The sequence below is a fragment of the Pseudomonas serbica genome, assembly GCF_028823535.1.
GTDB lineage: Bacteria > Pseudomonadota > Gammaproteobacteria > Pseudomonadales > Pseudomonadaceae > Aquipseudomonas > Aquipseudomonas serbica.
Window position 1 is genome coordinate 1 of sequence record NZ_JAQIYM010000022.1, and the last position, 21,518, is coordinate 21,518.

The following is a 21,518-nucleotide window of genomic DNA, read 5'->3' on the forward strand; positions in this document are numbered from 1 at the left end:
CCCACATGGATTAGAGCCTGGCTTTCACCGCCGGTAACGCATCCTTGCCATCCACGGTCTTCACGCCATCGAGCCATTTGTCGAGCACGGCCGGGTTGGCCTTGATCCACGCCTTGGCCGCATCGGCATTGCTGACTTTCTTGTTCACCACCTCCGCCATGATGCTGTTCTCCATCTCCTGGGTGAAGCTCAAATTGGTGAGCAGCTTGCCCACGTTCGGGCAGGCCTGTGCATAACCTTTGCGGGTCAGGGTGTGCACGCTGCCGGTGTCGCCGAAATATTTTTCGCCGCCCTTCAGATAATGCATTTTCAGCTGCACATTCATCGGATGCGGCGTCCAGCCGAGGAAGGTCACGAACTTCTGTTTCTTCACCGCTCGGGACACTTCCGCCAGCATGGCTTGCTCGCTGGATTCGACCAGTTTCCACTGGCCCATGTCGAAGTCATTTTTCTTGATGATCTCTTGCAGCGAAATGTTGGCCGGGGCGCCTGAGCCGATGCCATAGATCTTGCGGTCGAACTTGTCGGCGTATTTGTTCAGGTCGGCAAAGTTACGCACACCGGCGTCCCAGACGTAGTCCGGTACAGCGAGGGTGAACTCGGTGCCGTCGAGGTTTTTCGCCAGTTGCGTGACGTCTCCGGTGGCGACGAACTTGTCGTAGAAGCCCTGCTGCGCCGGCATCCAGTTACCGAGGAAGACGTCCACCTGGCCGTCCTTGAGCCCACCAAAGGTGATCGGCACCGCGAGGGTATCGACCTTGGCCTTGTAGCCCATGCCATCCAGCAGAAATCCGGTGATGGCGTTGGTCGCGGCGATGTCGCTCCAACCCGGGTCGGCCATTTTCACCGTCTCGCAACTCTGATCGGCGTACACCGATGCACTGCCCAGGGCCAGGAGCCCGACCGTCAGTACTGTGGATAACCTTTGCATGGACTTCCCCTTAACATTATTGGTTTTGGCAGGGTTGTGGATAACGTGCTTTACGTTCCAGATCGTCGAGGTCGATGTGGTTGCGCATATATTGCTGACTGGCGTCCACCAGAGGCTGGTGATCCCAGCTCTTCAGCTTGCCGATGGTCAGGGCATCGGCGACGAAACGCCGACGCCGCTGGCTGGCGAGCACCTGTTGATGGATCGCCGGGATGTCCCATTTGGCACGCGCTTCGGCGAGAAAATCTTCGAACAGCTGTTGATGTTGCGGCGACTGGCTGAGCTCTTCCAGTTCCCGCGGGTCATTCTGTACATCGAAGAGTAGGCAAGGGTCGTCTTCGCTGTAGACGAATTTGTAGGCGCCACGGCGAATCATCATCAGCGGGCTGATGGTGCCTTCGGCCATGTACTCGCCGAACACTTCGTCATGTCCGCCCTGCCCTTGCAGATGGGGCACCAGCGAACGGCCATCGAGCGGCAAGCCCGGTTCGAGGGAGCCGCCGGCCAGTTCGACAAAGGTTGGCAAAAGATCCGCAGTGGAGACCGACGCGCTGACCCGTGCGGCGCCGAATTGCCCGGGAGCACTGATCAGCAGGGGCACTCGAGCGGCCATTTCATACCAGTGCATTTTGTACCAAAGGCCACGCTCGCCGAGCATGTCGCCGTGGTCCCCGGAGAATACGATGATGGTGTCATCGATCAGCCCGGTATCATCAAGGGTTTGCAGGAGTTTGCCGACGTTGCTGTCGATATAGCTGCATGCACCGAAGTAGGCACGGCGCGCGTCGCGGATTTTATCCACAGGCAGCGGCTTGTCCCACAGGTCATAGACCTTGAGCAAGCGCTGGGCATGCGGGTCGAGTCCTGCTTGATCCGGAGTGACAGGCAGCGGGATGTCGGCGTCGTCGTACAGATCCCAGAATGCCTTGGGAATGGTGTACGGGTCGTGGGGGTGCGTCATCGAGACGGTCAGGCAAAACGGCTGGTCGCCGTCCTCGCGGATGTGGTCGAACAGGTACTGCTGGGCCTTGAACACCACCTCTTCGTCGAAATCCAGTTGATTAGTGCGCACGCAGGGGCCTGCCTGCAGCACAGAGGACATGTTGTGGTACCACGTCGGACGCACGTCCGGTTCATCCCAGTTCACCGCCCAGCCATAGTCGGCCGGGTAGATATCGCTGGTCAGGCGTTCTTCATAGCCGTGCAACTGGTCCGGACCGCAAAAATGCATCTTGCCCGACAGCGCGGTGCGATAGCCCAGGCGGCGCAGGTAGTGGGCATAGGTCGGCACATCGGCGGGGAAATCGGCCGCGTTGTCATAAGCGCCGATCTTGCTCGGCAGCTGGCCGCTGACCAGGGTAAAGCGTGAGGGCGCGCACAGCGGGCTGTTGCAGTAAGCGCTGTCGAATACCACACCCCCGGCGGCCAGACGGCTCAGATTAGGCAGCTTGATGGGCGAAGGACCGTAGATCGGCAACATTGGCGCGGCCATTTGATCGGCCATGATGAAAAGAATGTTCTTGCGCTTCATGTGTTCGCGGCATTCCATAGTGGATGTTTATGCGAGAGTGCTGGGACCGAGGATGTAACCCCCGCACTTTGTGGTAAAGCCCATGGCCGGCAATGACTAGGATAAGCACAGCTTATGTATGACGCGCTTGGTGACCTTTCTCTGGATTTGCTCCGTACTTTCGAATCGGCGGCACGCCAGCGCAGCTTCACGGCGGCGGCAGTCGAGCTGGGCACCACACAGCCGGCAATCAGCCAACAGATCAAGCGCCTGGAGGAGCAACTGGCGACTCGACTATTCGATCGCATCTATCGCGGCATCGAACTGACCGAGGCCGGGGCCATCCTTTTCGAACAGGTTCAGCTGGGTTTGCAGAATATCGACGCAGGGTTGAGCGCGATCAGCGCACAGCATCAGCATGAAGTGCTGCAGGTCGCGACGGATTTCGCCTTCGCGGCCTATTGGCTGATGCCCCGGTTGCATCGATTTCATGCGGCCAATCCACAGGTTGACGTCAGCCTGGTGACCAGCGAGCGCAGTCACAACATGCTGCGCAGCGATATCGATGTAGCGGTGCTGTTCGGCGATGGCCGCTTCAAGCAGGGCGAGAGTCATTGGCTGTTCAGCGAGGAAGTGTTCCCCGTGTGCAGCCCGCAGCTGTTGAATGATCGTGCCCTGCCCTTGCCTGCCAGGTCGTTGCTGGAATTTCCACTCCTGCACCTGAGGAGCGAAAACAGCAGTCACTGGTTTGACTGGAGCGGTGTCTTTCGCGAGCTGGGAATCACCTCGCCTCCCGCGCCGGGCCAATTGCGTTTCGATAATTACACCTTGCTGATCCAGGCCGCCATTGGCGGTCAGGGCGTGGCCATTGGCTGGCGGCACCTTGTGGATAACTTGCTGGCCCAAGGCTTGTTGAGCCGGCCGATTGCCGAAACGGTGATTTCCAGGCTGGGCTATTACGTAGTTTTGCCACAGCGCAAACGGCGTGGCGCCCTGATCCAGCAGTTTGTCGACTGGTTGATGGCCGAGCAGGCCAGCAGTGCGCAATCGTTGAGCGGGATGGCACTGCCCTCCATTGCGGTTTAGCTGTCGGTCGCGATGAAATTGACGTGCTCGCCGATATGCAGGTTTAGCTGCAGCTCATCGGCGATCCCCACCGCTGTACGGGCCAGGCGTGCAAGCGGCTCCGCTAGCCCCGGTTCAAGGCTGCTGCTGACTTGGCTGAAGTGCTCAATGGTCAGCCCCGGCACCCCGCGCGGCGCGTTCACCAGTGTCCAGTGCAAGGCACTGCTTTGCAGCGCTTCGCGGATTTCCTCGGCGGCGTGCAGCTGCAACTCGTCCTCGAACTCCGGTTCGTCCAGAATCTCGAAATCACCTACCAGAAATAGCCGCGCAATGCCCGCCGCCTGCATGCCATCGATCAGCGCGTCCACCGCCAGCACCTGCTCGACCGGGCCGGGCACAATGGTTTTTTCCACATGTTCACTGTTGAATGGCAACCCCGGGGCGTCTAATAAACAGATGACCGCCGAACTGCCGGCCACACTTTGTTTGACCCGTTGCGCGTCGAACAGGTCGCCGGTCTTGGTGCGCAAACCCGGACGTGGCGCCAGCGCCGTCAGGTCATCGAGTATGGCGATCACTTCATGCTGGCGCCGCAGCATTTCAGCCATCAGCGCACTGCCCAGGCTACTCATGGCACCATAAAGCACCACTTTCACTACTGGGGTTTCGGCATTTTTCATGGCTGGCTCCGTTGCTTTCGGGGTTATATGGCGTGTGACCTGCGGGCAACGGTGAGGGTTCGACTCGGTTTCAGGGGGGATTCAGATGCAACGGATCAAGGGCTATCACGCCCATGTGTATTTCGACGCCAGCACCATCGACCAGGCGCGCGCCCTGTGTGAGCAAGCCGCACAATTGTTCCCATTGAAGATGGGCCGCGTACATGAGCGCCCGGTCGGCCCGCATCCGGACTGGAGCTGCCAACTGGCGTTCGACCCCGAGCTGATCGGCGATGTGCTGCCGTGGCTGGCGCTCAACCGCAAGGGGCTGGTGGTATTCCTGCACCCGGATACCGGCAACGATTTGTTGGACCACAGCGAGCACGCGATCTGGATGGGCGCGATCCGGCCGCTGGACTTGTCTATTTTCTGATCGGTCGCCAGTAAATCGACCACTTCAAACCCGTCCGACGACCGGTTGTGCTTCCGGTCATCGCTTTCATCGGCGAAAGCTGGCTGAAAGCTTCCCCGATTAGGATCGCCCTCACTGCCGGCAACAGACCGGTTGGCTACAGCGAGTGTTCGACTGCTCGCACGGCCCATTTAACAACAACAATGGTGATCCTGATGTCCTCTTCTATCCGCCGCTTCGCTGCAACTCCGCCCGTACGCCTCGTGCTTCCCGTTCTGCGCTGATCCCGTCCGATCCGCCCATTCCCTAGCCGCGCTACGCCTGGAGTATTCCCATGCTGACTTTCCTTGGCTTCGCCATGGTCATCACGTTCATGTTCCTGATCATGACCAAGCGCCTGTCCGCGTTGATCGCCCTGATCATCATCCCGATCGTTTTCGCCCTGTTCGGCGGTTTCGGCCCGAAAATCGGCCCGATGATGCTCGAAGGCATTACCAAGCTCGCGCCAACCGGCGTGATGCTGATGTTCGCGATCCTGTATTTCGCCCTGATGATCGACTCCGGCCTGTTCGACCCGGCCGTGCGCAAGATCCTCAAGATGGTCAAGGGCGACCCGTTGAAAGTGTCGGTCGGTACTGCGGTACTGGCGCTCGTCGTGTCCCTGGATGGTGACGGCGCGACCACCTACATGATCTGCGTGGCCGCCATGCTGCCGCTCTACAGCCGCATCGGCATGAGCCCGCGGATCATGGCCGGCTTGATCATCCTCGCCGGTGGCGTGATGAACATGACCCCCTGGGGTGGCCCGACCGCCCGTGCCGCCAGTGCGCTGCACGTGGACCCGTCGGCCATCTTCGTGCCGATGGTGCCAGCGATGGCGGCCGGTGTGCTGGCCATCCTCGCCATTGCCTACTTCTACGGCAAACGTGAACGTGCGCGCCTGGGTGAATTGCACCTGGTGGGCGATGAGATCGACCACAGCGAGATCACCGTCTCGCAATTTCCGGATGCCCGCCGTCCGAAACTGATCTGGTTCAACGGGGCCCTGACCCTGGCCCTGATGTGCACCCTGATCGCCGGCCTGTTGCCGCTGCCGGTGCTGTTCATGGTGGCGTTCAGTATCGCCATGATCGTCAACTACCCTTGCCTGCAACAGCAGAAGGATCGCGTCGCGGCCCACGCCGGTAGCGTGCTGGCGGTGGTCGGGCTAATCTTTGCCGCTGGCATTTTCACCGGTATCCTGTCGGGCACCGGCATGGTCGATGCCATGTCCAAGAGCCTGCTGTCGGTGATTCCGGATTTCCTCGGCCCGTACCTGGCGGTGATCACGGCGTTGGTGAGCATGCCGTTCACCTTCTTCATGTCCAATGATGCGTTTTATTATGGCGTGTTGCCGGTACTGGCCGAAGCCGCCAGCCATTACGGGATTACTGCAGTGGAAATGGCACGTGCCTCGATCGTCGGTCAGCCCGTCCACTTGTTGAGCCCGCTGGTACCATCGACTTACCTGTTGGTGGCCCTGGCCGGTATCGACTTTGGTGATCACCAGCGCTTCACCCTGAAGTGGGCAGTGCTGGTGTGCATGTGCATACTGGTTGCCGCATTGCTGATGGGGATTTTTCCGCTGTTCAGCACTCTATAAGCCCAAGACTCACCATTTCGGGTCCAGGCTTCGCGGTTTGAAGTCGGGGCCCTTTTTGGTTTAACAATCGCTCAAAGGAATACACATGGAATGGCTGACCAACCCTGAAATCTGGGTTGCCTTCTTTACCCTGACCGCCCTGGAAATCGTCCTGGGTATCGATAACATCATCATGATTTCGATCCTGGTCAGCCGCATGCCCAAGCACATGCAACAGCGCACCCGGATTTTCGGCCTGGCGCTGGCCATGGTCACGCGGATCCTGTTGCTGCTGTCGATCACCTGGGTCATGCGCCTTACCGCCGACCTGTTCGAAGTGTTCGGCCAGGGTATCTCCGGGCGTGACCTGATCCTGTTCTTTGGTGGCCTGTTCCTGCTGTGGAAGAGCTCGCAAGAGATGTACCACGCGCTGGAAGGTGAAGACGAAAGCGACGACGAGCCAAACCTCAAGGGCGGCAACTTCCTGTACACCATCATCCAGATCGCGATCATCGACATCGTATTCTCCCTGGACTCGGTGATCACCGCGGTCGGCATGGTGTCCCACGTACCGGTCATGGTTGCGGCAATCGTCGTGGCAGTACTGGTGATGATGCTGGCTTCGGGCACCATCAGCGCGTTCATCGACAAGCACCCTTCGCTGAAGATGCTGGCGCTGTCGTTCCTGCTGATCGTCGGCATGGTGCTGATTGCCGAATCCCTGGACGTACACGTGCCAAAAGGCTACGTCTACTTCGCCATGGCGTTCTCGCTGGCGGTGGAAGCGATCAACATCAAGATGCGCACCGCGATTGCGAGAAAGAAGAAGCAGCAGGACCCAGTGAAACTGCGCAAGGACATTCCGGGGCAGTAACCCCGTAAGCGGTATGTACGCAAAACCTGTGGGAGCGGGCTTGCTCGCGAAGATGGAGTGTCAGTCGACATCATTGTTGCCTGATACACCGCTTTCGCGAGCAGGCCCGCTCCCACATTGGTTTCATGACGGTTTTGTTTCAATCAGCACTTTAGCTATGCGATGCTGGCGCCCAGACCGTTAGCCAACTACAGCTTAAGTACAGAACGTAGAACGTCGCGCGGCACCGCTAACTTGCCCCTCTGGGGCGCTACCACCACAGGGGGCCTGCATGCTCACCCTGCTCAATTTGCTCTCAGCCGTGGCCTTGCTGATCTGGGGCACGCACATCGTCCGAACCGGCATCCTGCGGGTGTACGGCTCCAACCTGCGCCATGTCATTGGCCAGAACATGTCCAAACGCTGGCTGGCGTTCATCGCGGGGATCGTCGTAACCGCAATGGTCCAGAGCAGTAACGCCACGGCCATGCTGGTCACGTCGTTTGTCGGCCAGGGCCTGATGGCGCTAACGCCTGCCCTGGCAACCATGCTCGGGGCCGATGTCGGCACGGCCTTGATGGCACGGGTGCTGACCTTCGACCTGTCATGGCTCTCGCCATTGCTGATTTTTCTCGGGGTGATTTTCTTCCTGTCGCGCAAACAGACGCGGCTCGGGCAAATGGGCCGCGTCAGCATCGGCCTGGGCTTGATCATCCTGGCGTTGCAACTGATCGTCGAGGCGGCCGCGCCGATCACCCACGCCCAGGGGGTGAAAGTGATTTTCGCCTCGCTGACCGGCGATATCCTGCTCGACGCCCTGGTCGGCGCATTGTTTGCGATGGTTTCCTACTCGAGCCTGGCGGCGGTCCTGCTGACCGCCACCCTGGCCGGCGCCAGCGTGATCAGCCTGCCGGTGGCCATCGGCCTGGTGATCGGGGCCAACATCGGCAGCGGCATTCTCGCGTTTCTCAGTACCAGCATGCAGAACGCGGCCGGCCGCCAGGTGGCGTTGGGCAGCCTGTTGTACAAACTGATTGGTCTGTTGCTGATCATTCCGGTGCTCGACCCCCTGGTGCACTGGATCGACAGCCTAGACTACAGCTCCCAGGAGATGGTCATCGGCTTCCACCTGCTCTACAACACCGCGCGTTGCCTGATCCTGCTGCCCAGCGTCGGACCGATGGCCAGGTTCTGCGCGTGGATACTGCCGGAGCGCCCACAAACCAACGGCATGGCCAAGCCCCGCCACCTTGACCCGACGGCCTTGGTCACGCCAAGCCTGGCGCTGGCCAACGCGGCCCGGGAGACCCTGCGCATCGGCGACCTGATCGACAACATGCTGGAGGCCATGCTCGACGTACTGCACGGCAAACAAACTGCCGTGACCCAGGAAATGCGTCGGCTGACCGATGATGTCGAGGCGCTCTACAGCGCGATCAAGCTATACCTGGCGCAAATGCCCCGGGAGGACCTCAGTGACCAGGACAGCCGGCGCTGGGCGGAAATCATCGAGCTGGCGATCAACCTCAAACTCGCCAGCGACCTGATCGAACGCATGCTGCGCAAAGTCCAGCAGCAGAAAACCTCCCAGCGCCGGTCGTTTTCCGAAGTGGGGCTGGAAGAGCTGGCCGGACTGCACAGCCAGTTGATTTCCAACCTGCGCCTGGGCTTGTCGGTATTTCTCAGTTCCGACAAGGAAAGTGCCCGCCAACTGTTGCGAGAAAAACGTCGTTTTCGCGCACAGGAACGCCGCCTGGCCCACGCGCATGTCAGCCGTTTGCAACGTAAGATCGTGCAGAGTATCGAGACCAGTTCGCTGCACCTGGAGTTGATTGCCGACATGAAACGTCTGAATTCGCTGTTTTGCAGCAGTGCCTACGCCGTATTGGAAACGTCCGACACCGGCGCACTGGCGGTGGACGATTTGACTGATATCACGCATTCGCCTTGAACGTCTGGCAAGGTGATCAGTCAGTAACATTGGTTCAGCCTCCAGGCCGTCTTCGCGAGCAAGCCCGCTCCCACAGTTGATTTGAGAACCCTCTGTGGGAGCGAGCCTGCTCGCGATAGCGGATTGAAGGACGAAACGGATCTCCGATTGGTTGCCGGGAAGCTCGTTATGCGTTGTCTGTTGTTCGCCTGTCTGTTGCTTGGCTCACTCCCATCGTTTGCCCTGGATCGCTTCCAGGTCGAGGGCTACACCCTGCGCAACGGTTTGCAGATGTTGCTCAAGCCCGGCACCGAGCGCGGGCACGTGGCGATTAGGCTGGTGGTCGGGGTCGGCCTGGATGATTTCGGTTGCGCCGATAAAGAACTGCCGCACCTGCTCGAACACCTGTTGTTCAGCGGCATCGACGCCAGCGGCGAAGGCGGCCTGGAGGAGCGCATGCAGGAGTTGGGTGGCGAGTGGAACGCCTTCACCAGCAACGCCGACACCACCTTCGTGATCGAAGCCCCGGCGAAAAACCAGCGCAAGGTCCTGGATTTGCTGCTGGCGCTGCTGACCCAGACCCATTTCGACGATGACGCCATCAATGCCGCCAAGCAAGTGGTCGAGCGTGAAGACGGCGGCCACTACACGCACCTGCAACGCTGGCTCGATCGCCAGGACCTGGGCCATACCGCCAGTAATCAACTGGCGGTGGAGCTGGGCCTAAAATGCCCGGAGCGCGCGGAAGTCGATCACCTGACCCGCGAACAGCTGGAGAACGTGCGCAAGGACTGGTACGCGCCCAATAACATGACGCTGGTCGTCGTCGGCGACCTCGACCGTTTGCTGCCGGCCTATCTGGACCGCACGTATGGCGAGCTTGCCCCCATCACTCCGACAGAGCACCCGCCCCTGCCACAAATCCAGGCCAGCGCCGCTCATGAGCGCAACCTGATTCATGGCTTCGTCGGTGGCGGGGCCAAGCTGCACTGGCTGGTGCCGGAACCCGTGCTGGACGATCAGCACGATGAAACCTTCGACCTGCTCAAGGACTACCTGGACTGGGCGCTCTATCGCCAGCTGCGCCTGGCGCACGGCCTGTCCTATGGCCCTTATGCCGAGCGCGAGGTGTTTGGCGGCGTTGGCTTCATGAGCCTGAATGCTGACCTTGAGCGCGACGACGTGGACGAAGCGCTGACAGTGCTGGATGACTTGAAGGCCGGTTTGCTCAAGGACGGTCTCAATGCCGAGACCTTCAATCGCCTCAAGCAGGCGTCCATCGCCCGCCAGTCCTGGGCGGTGCAAGGCAACAGCGCACTGGCCGATTACTACTGGAGTGCCCTGGGCGACTACGAAAACGGGCGTTTCGCCAACCCGGTCAGGGAGTTGCAAGCGGTCACGCTGGCGCAAGCGAACAAGGCCATGCGCGAACTGCTCCTGCAGCCGGGCTATGTGCGGATCGAAAAACCCCTGGTCAGCTATGACCAATTGATGTGGGCGTTTGCCGGACTGTTCGGGGTTTTGCTGTTGAGCCTGGCGGTATGGCGTTTTCATCGCAGAAAGTAAGCACTTTCATGGATGAGGCGGTAATCTGACAGGGATTTTTCCTACAACTACTGTGAACCGCCGAATGCCGACCCTGCCCCTTTTCGTCCAGCGCATCCTCGAACTGATGAAGCGCTATCCCGGGGTCATTGCGCTCGGTGGTTTCATCTCCGGGATCAGCAGCTTCATCCTGGTGGATCGCCAGCAGGGTCTGGCGAGCTGGATCACCACCATCATGCTGATCAGCTGGGTATGGCTGATGCTGGAAAACAGCCTGACCAAGCTGTTCGCCAGAATCTTCAAGCGGGAAATTCCCCAGCCCCTGCTGCGCTATGCGACGCAGATGATCCACCAGGAAAGCCTGTTCTTCGTCCTGCCGTTCTTTTTCATCACCACGACCTGGAACAGCGGCCAGTTGTTCTTTACCGGGCTGTTGGGTATCGCCGCGCTGATTTCCATCATCGACCCGCTCTACTACAAATGGCTGGCGCCCCGGCGCTGGGCATTCCTGGCGCTGCACACCCTGACCCTGTTCGCCGCCCTGCTCACCGCGTTGCCGGTGATCATGCACCTGACCACCTCGCAGAGTTTCAAGTGGGCACTGGGCATCGCCGTGCTGTTGTCATTTCCGAGCCTGGCGTCGATCTTTCCGATCCGCACCGTACGCAACGCTTTGGCGATCCTGAGTATTACCGTAGGTATCGGCGGTGTCGGCTGGGTGATGCGTTCATGGGTGCCGCCGGCAACCCTGTGGATGACCGACGTGGCCATCAGCACGCAGATGCAGGATCGCACCCCCGGTGCCAGCCTCGAAGAAGTCAGCGCCGAGCAGATTCGCGGTGGCGGCCTCTATGCCTACACGGCGATCAACGCGCCGCGCGGCTTGGACGAGCGGATCTATCACGTCTGGCAATTCAACGGCAAAGAGGTCGATCGCATCCCTCTCGATATTCACGGTGGACGCAAGGAAGGCTACCGGGCCTGGACCCACAAGCAGAATTTCCCGGGCAACCCGGCGGGCAAATGGCAAGTTCGGGTGCTGACCGAAGACGGTCAATTGATCGGCGTATTGCGCTTCAAGGTGGCGGACAGCACACCGGTCAAAGAAAAGTAAGGCAGTTCGTGCTATTACGTAGCTCTGCGTAACAGCCGAAAAAGCACGGAGCTTATGACCAGCAGCACAACGGCCGGCAATGCCCAATTGGACTCCTCGCACTCCCCGCCGCAGATTCGGGTGACGGGAGACTGGACGCTCGCCCATTACGCCGACCTCAAGCACCTGAGCGAAAAGCTCGAAGGCCAGTACGACGACAGCACCCGCATCGATCTCAACGGCCTTGGCGCCCTGGATACGGCCGGTGCCTCGCTGCTGGTGGAGCTGCTGGGCTCGGAGCGCCTGGGCCGCTCCGCCGAACATCCCGATTGCACCCTCTCCTCTGCCGACCGCGCGTTGTTGCAAACCGTCTATCAGTCGCTGACGGATTTCTGCGTGCCGCTCAAGGAGCCGGAAATCAGCGTCGGCATTCAATTGCTGACCCGCATTGGTCGCGCGGTGGACACGGTCTGGCAGGACACCCTGCAACTGCTGGGGTTCGTCGGCCTGATCCTGGAAACCATCGTCCGTGGCCTGTTGCGTCCCAGCCGCTGGCGCATCACGCCGATGGTGGCGCACATCGAACAGACCGGCCTCGACGCCGCGCCCATCGTTGCCCTGCTGACCTTTCTGGTGGGCGCCGTGGTGGCGTTTCTCGGGGCGACGGTGCTGACCACGTTCGGCGCCAGCGTGTTCACGGTGGACCTGGTGGCGTTTGCCTTCCTGCGTGAATTCGGCGTGCTGCTGACCGCGATCCTGATGGCCGGGCGCACCGCCAGCGCGTTCACCGCGCAGATCGGCTCGATGAAGGCCAACGAGGAAATCGACGCCATCCGCACCCTGGGCCTCGACCCGATCGAGTTGCTGGTGGTGCCGCGGGTTTTGGCCTTGCTGGTCTCGTTGCCGATGTTGACCTTCCTGGCGATGGTCTCGGGGATTGTCGGCGGCGGCGTCGTCTGCGCGGTATCGCTGGATATTTCGCCAGCGATGTTCCTGGCGTTACTGCAGTCGGACATCGGCGTCCAGCACTTTCTGGTGGGGATCGTCAAAGCGCCGATCTTCGCCTTTCTGATTGCCGCGATCGGTTGCCTGGAAGGCTTCAAGGTCAGCGGCAGCGCCGAGTCCGTCGGCGCCCACACCACCTCGAGCGTGGTGCAATCGATTTTCGTGGTGATCGTGCTCGACGCCGTGGCCGCGCTGTTTTTCATGGAGATGAGCTGGTGAGTCGTGTACCCCGAGCCCCCGCCGAGGCGGTGATCGAAGTGCGTGGGCTGTGCAATCGTTTTGGCAGCCAGAGCGTGCACGAGAACCTCGATCTGGATTTGTACAAAGGCGAAATCCTTGCCGTGGTCGGCGGTTCCGGCAGCGGCAAATCGGTACTGCTGCGCAGCATTGTCGGGTTGCGCCAGCCCAGCGAGGGTATGGTGAAGGTCTTCGGGAAAAACCTGCCGGCCCTGCCCGAGCACGAGCGCTCGCTGATCGAACGGCGCTTCGGCGTGCTGTTCCAGAAAGGCGCCCTGTTCTCTTCGTTGACCGTGACCGAGAACGTAGCGCTGCCCCTGATCGAACATGCCGGCCTGAGCCGTGACGATGCCGAGCATCTGGCGGCAGTAAAACTGGCCCTCGCCGGCCTGCCGCTGTCGGCGGCGGACAAGTACCCCGCGTCTCTGTCCGGCGGCATGATCAAGCGTGCGGCCCTGGCGCGGGCCCTGGCGCTGGACCCGGACATCCTGTTTCTCGACGAACCCACCGCCGGCCTCGATCCGATTGGTGCCGCCGCCTTCGATCAACTGATCCTGACCCTGCGTGATGCCCTGGGCCTGAGCGTTTTCCTGGTGACCCACGACCTCGACACGCTCTACACCATCACCGACCGGGTGGCAGTGCTGGCGCAGAAGAAAGTGCTGGTGGCCGATGCCATTGATGTGGTCTCGGAAACTGACGACGCGTGGATACACGAATACTTCCATGGCCCTCGCGGCCGCGCGGCGCTGAGTGCCGCTCAACAGCTCAACGAGGTCTGACATGGAAACCCGAGCCCATCATGTATTGATCGGCCTGTTCACCGTGATCGTGGTGACCGGCGCCCTGCTCTTCGGCCTGTGGTTGGCCAAATCCAGCGTCGACACCGAGTTCAAGGATTACGAGGTCGTGTTCAACGAGGCGGTCAGCGGCCTGTCCAAGGGCAGTTCGGTGCAGTACAGCGGGATCAAGGTCGGTGACGTGGTGTCCCTGCGCCTGGACCCGAAAGACCCGCGTCGGGTGCTGGCGCGGATCCGCCTGGGCGGCGATACCCCGATCAAGGAAGACACCCAGGCCAAACTGGCGCTGACCGGCGTCACCGGCACCTCGATCATCCAGCTCAGTGGCGGTACGCCACAGAGCCCGTCGCTCAAAGGCAAGGATGGCAAATTGCCGACTATCGTCGCGTCACCCTCGCCCATCGCCCGCCTGCTCAATGACAGCAACGACCTGATGGCCGGGGTGAATACGCTGATGCACAACGCGAACCTGATGTTTTCCACGGAAAACATCGAGCGCATCAGCAAGACCCTGGAGCATCTTGAGCAAACCACCGGGGTCATTGCCGACCAGCGCGGCGATATTCGCCAGGCCATGCAGCAACTGTCCTCGGTCGGCAAGCAGGCCAGCACCATGATGGAACAGACGTCGGCGTTGATGCGTAACGCCAACGGCTTGCTCAATGACCAGGGCAAGCAGATGTTCGGCAGCGCCGGACAGGCCATGAAGTCGCTGGAACAGAGCACCGCGACGATCAACCAGCTGCTGAGCACCAATCAGGAATCACTCAACAACGGCATGCAAGGTCTCAATGGCCTGGCGCCGGCGGTGCGTGAACTGCGGGAAACCCTCACCTCGTTGCGGGCCATTTCTCAGCGCCTGGAATCCAACCCCAGCGGCTACCTGCTGGGCAGTGACAAGAGCAAGGAATTCACCCCATGAAGCTAACCTGCCTCGCCCTCCTCGCCAGCTTCACCTTGATCAGTTCGTGCTCGATCCTGCCCAAGTCGGAACCCTTCGATCTCTATCGATTGCCATCGGTGCAAAGCAGCGCTTCGGCCAGTCACGTCACGCCCCAGCGCTGGTCGTTGCGCCTGAACAAACCCCAGGCCAGCGAAGCGTTGAACAGCCCGAACATTGCCGTCATCCCCCAAGGCGACGTGATCAGCAGCTACAAGGGCTCGCGCTGGAGCGACCCGGCGCCGGTATTGCTGCGCAATCGCCTGCTCGATGGTTTCCAGCGCGATGGTCGGGTGACATTGCTGAGTACCGATGACAGCAACTTCCAGGCGGATATGGAAATGGGCGGCAGTTTGCAGGCATTCCAGACGGAATATCAGGGCAGCAGCACCAGCGTGGTCGTGCGCCTGGACGCCTTATTGGTGCGCGGTTATGACCAGCGAATCCTCGCCAGCAAACGCTTTGAAGTGCGTCAGCCGTTGAGCGATGTGCAGGTGCCGGCGGTGGTGGCCGGGTTCGGCCAGGCCAGTGATCAGCTGACGGCGCAGGTGGTGAATTGGGCGGTTGAGCAAGGACAAAAATTAGCGCCGCCCGCGAGACCTTGAAGTGCCATACAAATCCAAATGTGGGAGTGGGCTTGCTCGCGAAGGCAGTGTGTCATGCAAAATACAGGTGGCCTGACACTACGCCTTCGCGAGCAAGCCCGCTCCCACAGGGGGTTGTGGTTATCCGAAGAACCAGTAGCAAACCCCGATCGCCCCCAGCACGCCGGCCAACTCAGCCAACAACGCACACCCCACCGCATGCCGCGCGCGCTGGATACCCACCGCGCCGAAGTACACCGCCAGCACATAAAACGTGGTTTCGGTACTGCCTTGAACCGTAGCCGCCACCAGCGCCGGGAAGCTGTCCACACCAGAGGTTTTCATGGTTTCAATCAGCATGGCGCGGGCGGCACTGCCGGAAAACGGCTTGACCATCGCGGTCGGCAGCGCATCGACGAAGCGCGTGTCCCAACCAGCCCACTCCACCAGGTGCCGAATGCCGTCCAGGCCGAAATCCAGGGCGCCGGACGCACGCAGCACGCCCACGGCGCAGAGCATCGCCACCAGGTACGGCAGCAGGTTCTTCGCTACATCGAAGCCCTCCTTGGCGCCTTCGATGAACGCCTCGTAGACCTTTACCTTGCGTAGCGCCCCGATCAGCAAAAACACCATGATCAGTCCAAATAACGTCAAATTACCGAGGATTGAAGACAATCCCGCCAGCGCAGCGGCGGACATCGTCCCCAGCAGTGCCATGAAACCACCGAGGGCAAGTGCGCCGGGAATCAGATATGCCAGCACGACCGGGTCCCAGACCCGCAGGCGCTGCATGAAGGCCACGGACAGGAAGCCGACAATGGTCGAGCAACTGGTAGCGAGCAGGATGGGCAGGAACACCAGTGTCGGGTCGGGCGCGCCTTGCTGGGCGCGGTACATGAAGATCGTCACCGGCAGCAGGGTCAGTGAAGAGGCATTGAGCACCAGGAACAGGATCTGCGCGTTACTGGCGATCGTTGCGCTGGGGTTGAGCTCCTGCAGGGCCTTCATGGCCTTGAGGCCGATGGGCGTGGCGGCATTGTCCAGGCCCAGGCCGTTGGCGGCGAAGTTCAGGGTAATGAGGCCGATGGCGGGGTGGCCGGCCGGGACTTCCGGCATCAGGCGCAAAAACAAGGGGCCAAGGGCCTTGGCCAGCCATTCGACGATCCCGGCTTTCTCGGCGATCCGTAGAAAGCCCAGCCACAGGGTGAGCGTGCCGAACAGCAGGACCATGACCTCCACCGACAACTTGGCCATGGCGAAGATGCTTTCCACCATCGCCGCGAAGATCCCGGCGTTGCCGCCGATCAGCCATTGCGCCAGCGCCGACACGGCCGCCACGATGAAGAAGCCAAGCCACAGGCCATTAAGCATCAGTCAAATCCCCCAAAAGATGCGCGAATGATAGCGGGGTGACCAGAAACGACAAACCCCGGATTTCTCCGGGGTTTGTCTATGCGCTAAACATCTGTAGGAACCGGCTTGCCGGCGAAGGCATCCTCATTGGCGATGCAAGGCTCGAAGGCCTCTTCGCTGGCAAGCCAGCTCCTGCAGGTTGTGTGTCAGTTGCTGGAGGTTTCGCCAGCCGGCAGCTTTTCCTTGCTGCGCCAGTGCGGCAGGGAGTTCCAGTAGCGCTGGCCCTTGGCATCGTCGTACATGCCTTCCCAGCGAGCGATGACCAGCACGGCCAGGGCGTTGCCGATGACGTTCAGAGCGGTACGCGCCATGTCCATCACCCGGTCGACACCGGCGATGAAAGCCAGGCCTTCGAGCGGGATACCGACGCTGCCCAGGGTCGCCAGCAGCACCACGAAGGACACGCCCGGTACGCCGGCGATGCCTTTGGAGGTGACCATCAGGGTCAGTACCAGCAGCAATTGCTGGCTGATCGACAGGTCGATGCCGTACAGCTGGGCAATGAAGATGGCTGCAATGCTCTGGTACAGAGTCGAGCCGTCCAGGTTGAACGAGTAACCGGTTGGCACCACGAAGCTGCAAATGGCTTTTGGCGCGCCATAAGCTTCCATCTTCTCGATCACACGCGGCAGCACGGTTTCGGAACTGGCGGTGGAGTAGGCCAGTACCAGCTCATCCTTGAAGATGCGCATCAGCTTGATCACCGAGAAGCCGAACAGGCGAGCAATCAGGCCCAGCACCACGAAGGCGAAGAAAGCGATGGCGAAATAAACCAGGATCACCAGTTTGGCCAGCGGAATCAGCGACGCGAAGCCGAAGTTGGCGACAGTCACCGCGATCAGGGCGAACACGCCGATTGGCGCGTAGTTCATGATCATGTGGGTGACCTTGAACATGCTTTCCGAAACGCCCTGGAACATCTTCACCAGCGGCTCGCGCAGGTCCGCCTGCAGGCTCGACAGGCCGAGACCGAACAGCACGGAGAAGAAGATGATCGGTAGCATTTCGCCGCGAACCATGGCCGCGAAGATGTTCGACGGGATCAGGTTGAGGATGGTTTCGATGAACGCGTGTTCATGCTGAACCTCGGCCGCGGTGGCCTGGTACTTGGAAATGTCCACAGTACCCAGGGTGCTCATGTCGATGCCGGCACCTGGATGGAACAGGTTGGCCAGCAGCAGACCGACCACGATGGCGATGGTGGTGACGATCTCGAAGTAGACGATGGTCTTGAAGCCGATGCGCCCCAGTTTCTTGGCATCACCCACGCCAGCAATGCCGACGATCAGGGAAGAGATGACGATCGGGATCACGATCATCTTGATCAGACGGATAAAGATATCGCCCGCTGGTTGCAGGACGTTGCTGATCCACCAGGCTTTTTCGGCACTGAAATGGTTGAGCAGCGCACCGATTGCAATCCCCAATACCAGACCGATGAGGATCTGCCAGGCGAGGCTAAGCTTTGCCTTCTTCATATCTTTACCCTTACTTCAGTTTGACTCGGGCAGATGCACGACCGGCTCCGCTTGTGGCGAAAACGACAGAGCACTTGCCCCCGTATAAGGAGCCCCGGAGCGCTTGTTAGTGGCTCTCTGGCAGGCGAAAAAAGGCGCAACTATTCCGATGCAAGGATGCGGCGTCTAATGCCGTAAACGCCTACCCTATGCCGAATCGGCATGAGGTTTTTTGTGTGAAACGCGCGTCCCAACCGGTTCGAATGCGACATATTGGCAGGCATAAGTGCCGTGAACCGGCCATCACAGAGCAGGTTGGGTGTTTTTTGATCAGGGGGGAGGGGGACTGAAAAGAAGGAAAAACCTCTGATGCGCGCCGAGATCCGGGGGGAAAAGAAAGGCGATTTTTCTCGATGTACGGTCACAATTGAAGCGCCGCTAACGAAACCAACGGCCTGTTCCAATCAAACGCACTCAGCAGTAAAGCTCTACGCAAGTCCGTCGAGCCGCCTGTGGCCGGCGAACTTGCGTGGCTGGTTCACCCTGACCCGGCCCTCGCGCAGGCACTCCCTGTACCCGTAGGTCACTCCGCCCCTGAAACAGGCAGAACGTCCCGACCCCTTGGTCATGCGCCTGCCTTCCTCAGGTGGCGCAGCGGCAAAGAAGCGGTGTGCTTCTTTCGCGTCTGGAAATCAGTACCACTTTGGATCTTTTTTCAGCTGTTCCATTAACAAGTTCTGCATACCCTGGTCCGGTTTTCCGAGGAAGCGGTAGTTGGCGTGCCTCGTCGGTGACTTGTCGGCCGGTAAACCTGCCGGTACTTCGACCAGCATGGCGTAGGCTTCCTTTTTGTCGAAACTGACGGCGACGATCAAGCGTTCGGTGGTGCAACTGGCCTGGGAATGACACAGCGGTCCCACCAGATACTTGTCGCCATCCTCTTCAACGGCGTTCATTTGTTCGGCATCGCCAGACAGGTTCATCACCCATTCCGGCAAGCGTTCTTCCTTTTTCACAACGCCTTGCCAGGTTTCGCGATACTGCGGGTCAGCGTTCAAGAGCTCGTTGACCCGTGCCTGCCCATCATTGGCAGCGGTTGCCATGGCACTACCGCCCAGAAGCAGGGCGGCTGCCAGTGTCTTTAACGAAACGCTCATGTTCACCCTCGGCCGCGGCGGCCAAAGAAGAAGGAAGCGATGAACATCACCAGGAACACGACAAAGAGAATCTTGGCGATACCCGTGGCGGTGCCCGCGATACCACCGAAGCCCAGGACTGCGGCGACAATGGCAATGATCAAGAATGTGATTGCCCAGCTCAACATGGTGATTCTCCTTACGTTTCTATTTAAAGGTGCTGCATTCCCGGCGCGACGAGCGCACCAAGTCGAATGTGCTTAGAACACCCAACGTTCCTGACGGGGCATCTCATCGGCCGGTTGTGCCTGATCGACGTCCATCATTCTCATCGGGGCGTTATCTGCCAAACCGCTGCCTGCCGCGCTGAAGTGGGTTTGGGTCGGATGTTCAAACGATACGCTCGGGGCTTCTGGCTGCTGGCTCTGTTCCCAAAGAAGAAACTGTTGACCGGCGAACAGGGTGATCAACAGTGCAAGTACCGCAAACAGGCCTTGCTGAACATGCAGTGGCGAGAGATGCAATTGGGCGGCACGTTGACGATTCATCCTGAAGCTCCTCCCACGCTGGGGATATCGGGTTGAGGGCGTTTGTTGTTGCCCTGCGTTAATCAGGTTATTGCAGCCTGCATGCCAGCTTTTTTCCTTTAAAAAATCGTTAAAAAACAATTACTTATAGATATGCCTCAAAGGTGACCTGACGCATCCTGCACGATGGGCCCTCGTGCGGTCGTGCGTAATGCACGACTGGACGCAAAGACTTCGCAATATTTTTGAATTGAGAAGAGGGCGCAGCTGTCAGAAATGGACGCAAGGCATCTCTGATGCGGGTTTGCTATGAAAAACGCGCAAACACGGATCTGAAGCGAGGGGACAGGAGATAGCTACCCTGACAGGGCAGGAATGGATCAGAATAAACCATGCAACTTGCCCGATTTTTCCGTGACTAACCAAGATCATTCATTAAGGAGCGTAGGAAAATGGAATCCGCCACTGAGCACCAAGGCCGCATTCTTTTGGTGGACGATGAGTCTGCCATCCTGCGAACCTTCCGCTATTGCCTTGAAGATGAAGGCTACAGCGTGGCGACCGCTAACAGCGCCGCGCAAGCGGAAGCCTTGCTGCAGCGCCAAGTCTTCGACCTGTGCTTTCTGGATTTGCGCCTGGGAGAGGACAACGGCCTGGACGTTCTGGCGCAGATGCGCATCCAGGCGCCGTGGATGCGCGTAGTGATCGTCACTGCGCATTCGGCCGTGGACACTGCCGTGGATGCGATCCAGGCGGGTGCCGCCGATTATCTGGTCAAGCCATGCAGCCCCGATCAGTTACGCCTGGCCACGGCCAAGCAACTGGAAGTACGGCAGCTATCGGCGCGTCTGGAGGCGCTGGAAGGTGAGATACGTAAACCCAAGGACGGACTGGACTCCCACAGCCCGGCGATGAAAGTCGTGCTCGAGACGGCTCGCCAGGTGGCCGGTACCGATGCCAACATCCTGATCCTCGGGGAGTCCGGAACGGGGAAGGGCGAGCTGTCGCAGGCAATTCACGGCTGGAGCAAGCGCGCGAAGAAGTCCTGCATCACTATCAACTGCCCGTCGCTCACTGCCGAGCTTATGGAAAGCGAACTGTTTGGCCATAGCCGCGGAGCTTTTACCGGTGCCAGTGAAAGTACGTTGGGTCGCGTCAATCAAGCAGATGGCGGTACATTGTTTCTCGACGAAATCGGCGATTTTCCCTTGGTTCTGCAACCAAAATTGCTGCGTTTCATTCAAGACAAAGAGTACGAGCGGGTAGGTGATCCCGTCACCCGTCGGGCCGATGTGCGCATTCTCGCGGCCACCAACCAGAACCTCGAAGACATGGTCCGCGACGGCCGTTTCCGCGAGGACCTGCTGTATCGCCTCAACGTCATCACGTTGCACCTGCCGCCGCTGCGTGAACGCCGTGAAGACATTCTCACCCTCGCCGACCGTTTTTTGGCCCGGTTCGTCAAGGAATACGCCCGTCCGGCTCGGGGCTTCAGCGACGAGGCCCGTGAAGCGCTGCTCGGTTACCGCTGGCCAGGTAACATTCGCGAACTGCGTAACGTGGTTGAACGGGCAAGTATCATTTGCCCGCAGGAAAGGGTCGAGATCACCCACCTGGGCATGTCCGAAGCACCCATCAATAACGCCCCGCGTATTGGTGCCCCATTGAGTCTTGATGAGCTGGAAAAAGCCCATATCGGTGCCGTCCTCGCCACCGCAGGTACCCTGGATCAAGCCGCCAAGACTTTGGGCATCGACGCATCGACACTGTATCGCAAGCGCAAGCAGTACAACCTGTGAG

At 60.0% G+C, this 21,518-nt stretch carries 20 protein-coding genes; 12 read left to right on the forward strand and 8 right to left on the reverse strand.

Features of this window, described 5'->3' with window-relative positions; genetic code table 11:
* Positions 1 to 10: 10 nt before the first annotated feature.
* Together choX and betC are read right to left on the reverse strand one after the other, a co-directional pair.
* On the reverse strand, positions 11 to 931 hold the full coding sequence (gene choX, locus NQL71_RS27515; protein ID WP_046818638.1) for a choline ABC transporter substrate-binding protein: 921 nt from the start codon (positions 929 to 931) through the stop codon (positions 11 to 13).
* A 16-nt stretch (positions 932 to 947) separates the two neighbouring features.
* A complete protein-coding gene (gene betC, locus NQL71_RS27520) occupies positions 948 to 2,462 on the reverse strand; it encodes a choline-sulfatase (RefSeq protein WP_046818639.1) in 1,515 nt (504 codons plus the stop codon).
* Between the two features lie 114 nt (positions 2,463 to 2,576).
* Between betC and NQL71_RS27525 the strand changes: the two genes are divergently transcribed.
* Positions 2,577 to 3,527 carry a choline sulfate utilization transcriptional regulator gene (locus NQL71_RS27525; RefSeq protein ID WP_046818640.1) on the forward strand — a complete coding sequence of 317 codons (951 nt, stop codon included), beginning with the start codon at positions 2,577 to 2,579 and terminating at the stop codon, positions 3,525 to 3,527.
* Here the strand turns inward: NQL71_RS27525 and NQL71_RS27530 are convergent.
* Positions 3,524 to 4,186: an NAD(P)-dependent oxidoreductase gene (locus tag NQL71_RS27530; protein WP_077185087.1), complete on the reverse strand. Its 663-nt coding sequence runs from the start codon at positions 4,184 to 4,186 to the stop codon at positions 3,524 to 3,526. The genes NQL71_RS27525 and NQL71_RS27530 overlap by 4 nt on opposite strands.
* 85 nt (positions 4,187 to 4,271) lie before the next feature.
* On the opposite strand from NQL71_RS27530, the gene NQL71_RS27535 reads away from it, so the two are divergent.
* The 10 genes from NQL71_RS27535 to NQL71_RS27580 all read left to right on the forward strand — a co-directional run bounded on the left by NQL71_RS27535 (position 4,272) and on the right by NQL71_RS27580 (position 15,206).
* The gene (locus NQL71_RS27535) at positions 4,272 to 4,598 is read left to right on the forward strand and encodes a DOPA 4,5-dioxygenase family protein (RefSeq protein ID WP_077185090.1); all 327 of its coding nucleotides are present in this window, start codon (positions 4,272 to 4,274) and stop codon (positions 4,596 to 4,598) included.
* A gap of 313 nt (positions 4,599 to 4,911) precedes the next feature.
* Complete coding sequence (locus NQL71_RS27540) at positions 4,912 to 6,219, forward strand: CitMHS family transporter (protein ID WP_077185093.1); 1,308 nt, start codon at positions 4,912 to 4,914, stop codon at positions 6,217 to 6,219.
* A gap of 85 nt (positions 6,220 to 6,304) precedes the next feature.
* Positions 6,305 to 7,072 (forward strand): TerC family protein, encoded by a 768-nt coding sequence (locus NQL71_RS27545; protein WP_046818644.1) that lies wholly within the window; start codon positions 6,305 to 6,307, stop codon positions 7,070 to 7,072.
* 271 nt (positions 7,073 to 7,343) lie between these two features.
* The gene (locus tag NQL71_RS27550) at positions 7,344 to 9,002 is read left to right on the forward strand and encodes a Na/Pi cotransporter family protein (RefSeq protein WP_046818645.1); all 1,659 of its coding nucleotides are present in this window, start codon (positions 7,344 to 7,346) and stop codon (positions 9,000 to 9,002) included.
* Positions 9,003 to 9,170: 168 nt separating this feature from the next.
* On the forward strand, positions 9,171 to 10,547 hold the full coding sequence (locus NQL71_RS27555; protein WP_046818646.1) for a M16 family metallopeptidase: 1,377 nt from the start codon (positions 9,171 to 9,173) through the stop codon (positions 10,545 to 10,547).
* Positions 10,548 to 10,611: 64 nt separating this feature from the next.
* On the forward strand, positions 10,612 to 11,640 hold the full coding sequence (locus tag NQL71_RS27560; protein ID WP_046818647.1) for a DUF5924 family protein: 1,029 nt from the start codon (positions 10,612 to 10,614) through the stop codon (positions 11,638 to 11,640).
* A 54-nt stretch (positions 11,641 to 11,694) separates the two neighbouring features.
* Complete coding sequence (locus NQL71_RS27565; RefSeq protein ID WP_077185096.1) at positions 11,695 to 12,843, forward strand: ABC transporter permease; 1,149 nt, start codon at positions 11,695 to 11,697, stop codon at positions 12,841 to 12,843.
* Positions 12,840 to 13,643, forward strand: coding sequence for an ABC transporter ATP-binding protein (locus NQL71_RS27570; protein WP_046818649.1), 804 nt, complete (start codon positions 12,840 to 12,842; stop codon positions 13,641 to 13,643). The genes NQL71_RS27565 and NQL71_RS27570 overlap by 4 nt, the downstream gene beginning before the upstream one ends.
* Position 13,644: 1 nt before the next feature.
* Positions 13,645 to 14,583, forward strand: coding sequence for an MlaD family protein (locus tag NQL71_RS27575; RefSeq protein WP_046818650.1), 939 nt, complete (start codon positions 13,645 to 13,647; stop codon positions 14,581 to 14,583).
* On the forward strand, positions 14,580 to 15,206 hold the full coding sequence (locus NQL71_RS27580; protein ID WP_077185099.1) for an ABC-type transport auxiliary lipoprotein family protein: 627 nt from the start codon (positions 14,580 to 14,582) through the stop codon (positions 15,204 to 15,206). Before NQL71_RS27575 ends, NQL71_RS27580 begins: the two co-directional genes overlap by 4 nt.
* 120 nt (positions 15,207 to 15,326) lie before the next feature.
* Here the strand turns inward: NQL71_RS27580 and NQL71_RS27585 are convergent, their stop codons facing one another.
* The 5 genes from NQL71_RS27585 to NQL71_RS27605 form a co-directional block, all read right to left on the reverse strand.
* Positions 15,327 to 16,556: a spore maturation protein gene (locus NQL71_RS27585; protein ID WP_077185102.1), complete on the reverse strand. Its 1,230-nt coding sequence runs from the start codon at positions 16,554 to 16,556 to the stop codon at positions 15,327 to 15,329.
* 188 nt (positions 16,557 to 16,744) lie between these two features.
* Positions 16,745 to 18,076, reverse strand: a complete 1,332-nt coding sequence (gene gltP, locus NQL71_RS27590; RefSeq protein ID WP_046818653.1) for a glutamate/aspartate:proton symporter GltP — start codon at positions 18,074 to 18,076, stop codon at positions 16,745 to 16,747.
* A gap of 671 nt (positions 18,077 to 18,747) precedes the next feature.
* Complete coding sequence (locus tag NQL71_RS27595) at positions 18,748 to 19,212, reverse strand: inhibitor of vertebrate lysozyme family protein (protein ID WP_046818654.1); 465 nt, start codon at positions 19,210 to 19,212, stop codon at positions 18,748 to 18,750.
* A 2-nt stretch (positions 19,213 to 19,214) separates the two neighbouring features.
* The gene (locus NQL71_RS27600; RefSeq protein ID WP_003170804.1) at positions 19,215 to 19,379 is read right to left on the reverse strand and encodes a DUF1328 domain-containing protein; all 165 of its coding nucleotides are present in this window, start codon (positions 19,377 to 19,379) and stop codon (positions 19,215 to 19,217) included.
* Positions 19,380 to 19,451: 72 nt separating this feature from the next.
* Complete coding sequence (locus NQL71_RS27605; RefSeq protein ID WP_046818655.1) at positions 19,452 to 19,739, reverse strand: hypothetical protein; 288 nt, start codon at positions 19,737 to 19,739, stop codon at positions 19,452 to 19,454.
* 431 nt (positions 19,740 to 20,170) lie between these two features.
* On the opposite strand from NQL71_RS27605, the gene algB reads away from it, so the two are divergent.
* A complete protein-coding gene (algB, locus tag NQL71_RS27610) occupies positions 20,171 to 21,517 on the forward strand; it encodes a sigma-54-dependent response regulator transcription factor AlgB (RefSeq protein WP_046818656.1) in 1,347 nt (448 codons plus the stop codon).
* Position 21,518: the final 1 nt, after the last annotated feature.

What these genes read in the sequence shown, in the direction of transcription:
- choX (WP_046818638.1), bottom strand. Translation starts at nt 931, where the DNA reads ATGCAAAGGTTATCCACAGTACTGACGGTCGGGCTCCTGGCCCTGGGC.
- betC (WP_046818639.1), bottom strand. Translation starts at nt 2,462, where the DNA reads ATGAAGCGCAAGAACATTCTTTTCATCATGGCCGATCAAATGGCCGCG.
- NQL71_RS27525 (WP_046818640.1), top strand. Translation starts at nt 2,577, where the DNA reads ATGTATGACGCGCTTGGTGACCTTTCTCTGGATTTGCTCCGTACTTTC.
- NQL71_RS27530 (WP_077185087.1), bottom strand. Translation starts at nt 4,186, where the DNA reads ATGAAAAATGCCGAAACCCCAGTAGTGAAAGTGGTGCTTTATGGTGCC.
- NQL71_RS27535 (WP_077185090.1), top strand. Translation starts at nt 4,272, where the DNA reads ATGCAACGGATCAAGGGCTATCACGCCCATGTGTATTTCGACGCCAGC.
- NQL71_RS27540 (WP_077185093.1), top strand. Translation starts at nt 4,912, where the DNA reads ATGCTGACTTTCCTTGGCTTCGCCATGGTCATCACGTTCATGTTCCTG.
- NQL71_RS27545 (WP_046818644.1), top strand. Translation starts at nt 6,305, where the DNA reads ATGGAATGGCTGACCAACCCTGAAATCTGGGTTGCCTTCTTTACCCTG.
- NQL71_RS27550 (WP_046818645.1), top strand. Translation starts at nt 7,344, where the DNA reads ATGCTCACCCTGCTCAATTTGCTCTCAGCCGTGGCCTTGCTGATCTGG.
- NQL71_RS27555 (WP_046818646.1), top strand. Translation starts at nt 9,171, where the DNA reads ATGCGTTGTCTGTTGTTCGCCTGTCTGTTGCTTGGCTCACTCCCATCG.
- NQL71_RS27560 (WP_046818647.1), top strand. Translation starts at nt 10,612, where the DNA reads ATGCCGACCCTGCCCCTTTTCGTCCAGCGCATCCTCGAACTGATGAAG.
- NQL71_RS27565 (WP_077185096.1), top strand. Translation starts at nt 11,695, where the DNA reads ATGACCAGCAGCACAACGGCCGGCAATGCCCAATTGGACTCCTCGCAC.
- NQL71_RS27575 (WP_046818650.1), top strand. Translation starts at nt 13,645, where the DNA reads ATGGAAACCCGAGCCCATCATGTATTGATCGGCCTGTTCACCGTGATC.
- NQL71_RS27580 (WP_077185099.1), top strand. Translation starts at nt 14,580, where the DNA reads ATGAAGCTAACCTGCCTCGCCCTCCTCGCCAGCTTCACCTTGATCAGT.
- NQL71_RS27585 (WP_077185102.1), bottom strand. Translation starts at nt 16,556, where the DNA reads ATGCTTAATGGCCTGTGGCTTGGCTTCTTCATCGTGGCGGCCGTGTCG.
- gltP (WP_046818653.1), bottom strand. Translation starts at nt 18,076, where the DNA reads ATGAAGAAGGCAAAGCTTAGCCTCGCCTGGCAGATCCTCATCGGTCTG.
- NQL71_RS27595 (WP_046818654.1), bottom strand. Translation starts at nt 19,212, where the DNA reads ATGAGCGTTTCGTTAAAGACACTGGCAGCCGCCCTGCTTCTGGGCGGT.
- NQL71_RS27600 (WP_003170804.1), bottom strand. Translation starts at nt 19,379, where the DNA reads ATGTTGAGCTGGGCAATCACATTCTTGATCATTGCCATTGTCGCCGCA.
- NQL71_RS27605 (WP_046818655.1), bottom strand. Translation starts at nt 19,739, where the DNA reads ATGAATCGTCAACGTGCCGCCCAATTGCATCTCTCGCCACTGCATGTT.
- algB (WP_046818656.1), top strand. Translation starts at nt 20,171, where the DNA reads ATGGAATCCGCCACTGAGCACCAAGGCCGCATTCTTTTGGTGGACGAT.